This window comes from Arthrobacter sp. H41 (genome assembly GCF_000520535.1).
Lineage (GTDB): Bacteria > Actinomycetota > Actinomycetes > Actinomycetales > Micrococcaceae > Arthrobacter_D.
In genome coordinates this window covers 1-4800 of record NZ_AZRZ01000461.1, presented here as the reverse complement: position 1 = coordinate 4800, position 4800 = coordinate 1, and the positions used below count along the sequence as shown (strand labels likewise).

At 61.1% G+C, this 4800-nt stretch carries 4 protein-coding genes; all 4 read left to right on the top strand.

Translation table 11 applies throughout. From position 1 onward, the window contains the following. The first annotated feature begins 211 nt into the window (after window positions 1-211). The 4 genes from Y705_RS22865 (at window position 212) to Y705_RS0101310 (ending at window position 4161) form a co-directional block, all read left to right on the top strand. Complete coding sequence (locus Y705_RS22865; RefSeq protein ID WP_026531564.1) at window positions 212-799, top strand: fatty acid desaturase; 588 nt, start codon at window positions 212-214, stop codon at window positions 797-799. Window positions 800-876: 77 nt separating this feature from the next. Beyond that, window positions 877-1167 carry a hypothetical protein gene (locus tag Y705_RS22035; RefSeq protein WP_026531563.1) on the top strand — a complete coding sequence of 97 codons (291 nt, stop codon included), beginning with the start codon at window positions 877-879 and terminating at the stop codon, window positions 1165-1167. After that, window positions 1160-3715, top strand: a complete 2556-nt coding sequence (locus tag Y705_RS16440) for an alpha/beta fold hydrolase (protein WP_162149016.1) — start codon at window positions 1160-1162, stop codon at window positions 3713-3715. The genes Y705_RS22035 and Y705_RS16440 overlap by 8 nt, the downstream gene beginning before the upstream one ends. 32 nt (window positions 3716-3747) lie before the next feature. Beyond that, entirely contained in the window at window positions 3748-4161 is a 414-nt protein-coding gene (locus Y705_RS0101310) for a DUF4383 domain-containing protein (RefSeq protein WP_253908435.1), read from the top strand. Window positions 4162-4800: the final 639 nt, after the last annotated feature.

Here is a 4800-nt window from a genome sequence, read left to right as displayed (position 1 = left end):
GCGGTGGCGATGACATCTTCGACGGCCGCGACGCCATGCAATTGATTACTTACCTGACCATTGGCTACCTGGTTTCCCGTGGACTGGCGAAGTCCGGAAGCCGCGAACACTACGACGCGTAGCACTTCCATCCCTTCACGTGGAGCAGCTCACTCAGGGCTCGCTTGCCACTGCCGACAAGCGGCACCCTCACCCTCTTCAGGAGATACCCATGGCTAATTCCAACAACCGCAACCGCAATAACCGCAACACCGGCAATAACAACAGCACCGAGACCCGCCCGTCGACTGAGACGAAGGCCTCGACGAAGACCACCGAGTTCTTCGCCTACATCGCTATGGTCCTCGCGACCGTCATCACTTCGGTGATGGTGGGTAATGGTGACGGCGGTGGCGATGACATCTTCGACGGCCGCGACGCCATGCAGGACAAGCACACCCGCCACCACAACGATCCCAACACCCGGGGCAAGGACCCCGACATCGAGGTCGACACCATCTCCTTCCTCGAAGAAGACGCCGCGAAAGCACGCAACATCCGCGGCGGATCCTTCGTGAACAACGCCTTCGGCGGCCTGAACTTCCAGATCGAGCACCACCTTTTCCCCGATATGCCCCGTCCACATCTGCGCCGGGCAGCAGTCATCGTGCGGGAACACTGCGAACGGCTCAGGGTGCCCTACACCGAGGTCGGCATTGCCGCCTCCTACGGCGCAGTGGTGACCTACCTCAACCGCGTAGGTTTGTCAGCCCGCGATCCGTTCGATTGCCCCATGGTCAACAAGTACCGTCGACCCTAGATTGTTCGGTACCACCGGCCATGATCACCTTTCCTGGCTCTCTCCCTCCCCCTGCTATACCTGACAGGTGAACGACCATGACCGGTAAGGATCTTGAAAAGATCATCACGGCAGCGGATTCAAGATCCTCCGGCCCGTTGCAGGCCTCCATGCTTCCTACCTTCGAGGATGCGCCGCAGGAACTGGAGAAAGCGATCGCCGACGCTGTCGCCCACGGCGAACCCATCGCCGTGGTCTCTGCCGCCGCGGACCTGCCGCCCCTGGCAGTGCTGGACGCGCTGGAAGCTGTGGCAACATACGACCCCAGCATCCTCCATCCGCTTGGAAACGAAACCCTTCCTGCAGGTGCGGTGGAATCCGTTGACTGAAGTTGAAGGACTGGTGTGCCGTGTCCACTCGACGACGATGCCGCAGGCATCCCCGGATACCCCGGTCTTCGTCATGGTGCACGGCATCGGCCTCTCCCACCGCTACTTTGACCGGTTGCAGGCCGACCTCATCCGTCATGGACACACCCAGGTGCTGGACCTGCCCGGTTTCGGAGGAACACCCAAACCAGGACAGCAACTGGCAATAGAGGATTACGCGGTCGTGATCGGTGAAGCACTGGATGCGGCGGGCATCCGGTCCTGTGTGCTTATCGGTCACTCGATGGGCGCCCAGTTCGTCACCGAACTCGCCCTGCGACGCCCCGACCTGGTCTCGGAGTTGGTCCTGATCGGCCCTGTCACGGATTCGGCCCGCCGATCAGTCATTTGGCACACGCTGGCCCTCGGTCTCGACAGCTTGCTGGAGCGACCCCTCACCAATGCCATGGTCTTCACGGACTATGCCCGCTGTGGCCTGCCCTGGTACTTCACAGAACTCCCCGTGATGCTCAACTACCGCCTCCACGAGCGCCTCCCGCTAGCGACTCAACCGGTCCTCATCATCCGCGGCAGCAACGACCCCGTCGCGCGGCACCGCTGGTGTTCGCGTCTGGCCGCCACCGCACAGGACGGCCGGCTCGTGGAAGTCTCCGGGCAACCTCACGCCGCCCACCGCGGAGGTGCCAGAGAGGTCTCCGAGGCGATCCTCGCCCTCCTCCACAAGGACAACCGCCTCCCACCCCAACCGGGAAACTCACCTGTCGCTGCCAGACAGGAACCACGAACTATCCTCAGGCGTCTTCGCACCGTGGTCAGCGGGAGGAATAGCGCAACCCCGAGGCCGGACACCGCCAATTTTCGTAGTATCACGATCGGTGACCGGCAGTGCCGCGCTTACCCCATGATGCACACCGGCGCCCATGAATCGGACGTCAGCCCCGGGGAAGCAACAGCTCAGCGGGTGTTCGTCCTCATCCATGGCATCGGAATGTCCCACCGCTACTTTAAACGCCTCGCCTCCGTCCTGGCAGATTACGGCGATACGTACCTCATCGACCTGCCCGGATATGGATGGACCGCCACACCGGCAGAAGAGATGTCCAACCCCGCCAACGCGGATTTGATCGGCACCCTTCTGGACGACATCGGAGTGGACTCCTGCACCGTGGTAGGTCACTCCATGGGAGTTCAAAGCGCCACCGAACTGGCCATCACCCGCCCAGATCTGGTCAGCAACCTTGTTCTGATCGGCGCGGCGGTTGACGCCAAGCGACGCACCGCACTCCAGCAGGCGCTCCGGCAGCGGGTGTTCGTCCTCATCCATGGCATCGGAATGTCCCACCGCTACTTCGCACGCCTCGCCGCGGTGCTGGCAGATCACGGGGACACGTACCTCATCGACCTGCCCGGCTATGGATGGACCGCCACACCGGCAGAAGAGATGTCCAACCCCGCCAACGCGGATTTGATCGGCACCCTTCTGGACGACATCGGAGTGGACTCCTGCACCGTGGTAGGTCACTCCATGGGAGTTCAACAGCGGGTGTTCGTCCTCATCCATGGCATCGGAATGTCCCACCGCTACTTCGCACGCCTCGCCGCGGTGCTGGCAGATCACGGGGACACGTACCTCATCGACCTGCCCGGCTATGGATGGACCGCCACACCGGCAGAAGAGATGTCCAACCCCGCCAACGCGGATTTGATCGGCACCCTTCTGGACGACATCGGAGTGGACTCCTGCACCGTGGTAGGTCACTCCATGGGAGTTCAAAGCGCCACCGAACTGGCCATCACCCGCCCAGATCTGGTCAGCAACCTTGTTCTGATCCAGCGGGTGTTCGTCCTCATCCATGGCATCGGAATGTCCCACCGCTACTTCGCACGCCTCGCCGCGGTGCTGGCAGATCACGGGGACACGTACCTCATCGACCTGCCCGGCTATGGATGGACCGGCACGCCGGCTGAAGAAATGTCCAACCCCGCCAATGCGGATTTGATCGGCGCTCTCCTTGACGAGATCGGAGTCGGATCCTGCACGGTGGTAGGCCACTCCATGGGCGTTCAAAGCGCTACCGAACTGGCCATCACCCGCCCGGATCTGGTCAGCCACCTTGTTCTGATCGGCGCGGCAGTCGACGCAAAGCGGCGCACCGCTTACCAGCAAGCCCTCCGGCTCGGCATGAACTCACTATTGGAAAAACCCCTCCTGAACGCCGTGCAATTCCTGGATGTCCTGCGCTGCGGACCCCGCTGGTATCTCGCCGAACTGGCAGTTGCCCTGGCTTACTACCTCGAAGAACGGCTCCCCCTGGTAGGACAACGAGTCCTGATCATGCGGGGTAGCCGCGACCTGATCGCCGGCAACCACTGGTCCCGTACCCTGGCCGAAACCTCGCAGCGCGGGGAGCTGCTGGAAATTCCCCGCAAGCCACACGCCGTCCATCACAGTGATCCCGCAACCGTTGCTGCTGGAATCCTCGCGTTCACCGCTCATGAAACCACCCACCAGTGGCTAAGCCCTGAGCCCGAGCTCACACTTCGGTGACTCCCCCATCACCGGCGATCAGGCGCGCCCTGTTGCAGTTCATTACGGTGGTCATCGCCACGGGCTTCCTTTGCCTGGCTGTGCTCGGATTCATGCCCTCCACGACTACCCGTGCCGAGCACCTCGAACTTGCAGGGCACGATTCAGCAACACTGCTATTCGGTCTATTCCAGGTATCGAACCTCCACAACACCGTCCATCTACTGTTCGGTATTGCAGGGATCATCAAAGCCAGATATTTCAAAGGCGCTCACTCCTACCTCCTCTACGGCGGAATGATCTACCTGGTACTGGCAATCATGGGAGTGATCACCCCGCGAAACCTACCCCTGAACTTCCTGCCCCTGAACACAGCAGACAACTGGCTGCACCTCGGCTTGGGTGCCACGATGATTTCCCTCATGCTCATCCTGACCCCACCAACACCCACTTCCAATCGGCTATAACGGAAAAGCACGTGGTGAATGCACCAGGGCGCAGGAACCCCGCTCAATGTGGCGAAGGTAGAAGACCGACCCATCACTTCGAGAACAGCAAGCCTTCACGAACCTAAAACCGACGACGGGAACCAACACCAATCCGGAAGACACACATGCATGCATGTCTTCCAGGTAGTGATGTTCACCCCGGATGAGGACAACGAACCAATCCCTGATGAATCAGGAATTGGAAAGCGGCCCACCCGAGAGCGAGACCTCAGCTGCTTCATCGAGGACTCAAGAGGGCAAAGACCTTCGTCGCATTATCCTTGAACGGTGTCTATGGACATCTCAGCGCCAGTGGCATGATCGGCGTGGTTCGATGGGTTCATGACGCTGATCGCGACACCGCCGCCCACCGTTGTGAGCGAGGACCTGCCCCGCCTGAGCACAGCACAGCACTCGAGAACACGATTCCGGGCAAGAATGATGCGAATCTTCTGGTGGCGACATGGAATGTGCGGGCGTTCGGGGACCTCACCGAAAAATGGAAGGCCAGACCCTGAGGATTCACCCAGACGGGACTTTCATGCCCTGGCCTGCATCGCGGAGATCGTGTCCCGCTTCGATGTTCTCGCCCTGCAGGGAAGTCCGCCGGAACACCAC

Coding starts and splice junctions, on each gene's coding strand:
- Y705_RS22865 (WP_026531564.1), top strand. CDS start 212: ATGGCTAATTCCAACAACCGCAACCGCAATAACCGCAACACCGGCAAT.
- Y705_RS22035 (WP_026531563.1), top strand. CDS start 877: ATGACCGGTAAGGATCTTGAAAAGATCATCACGGCAGCGGATTCAAGA.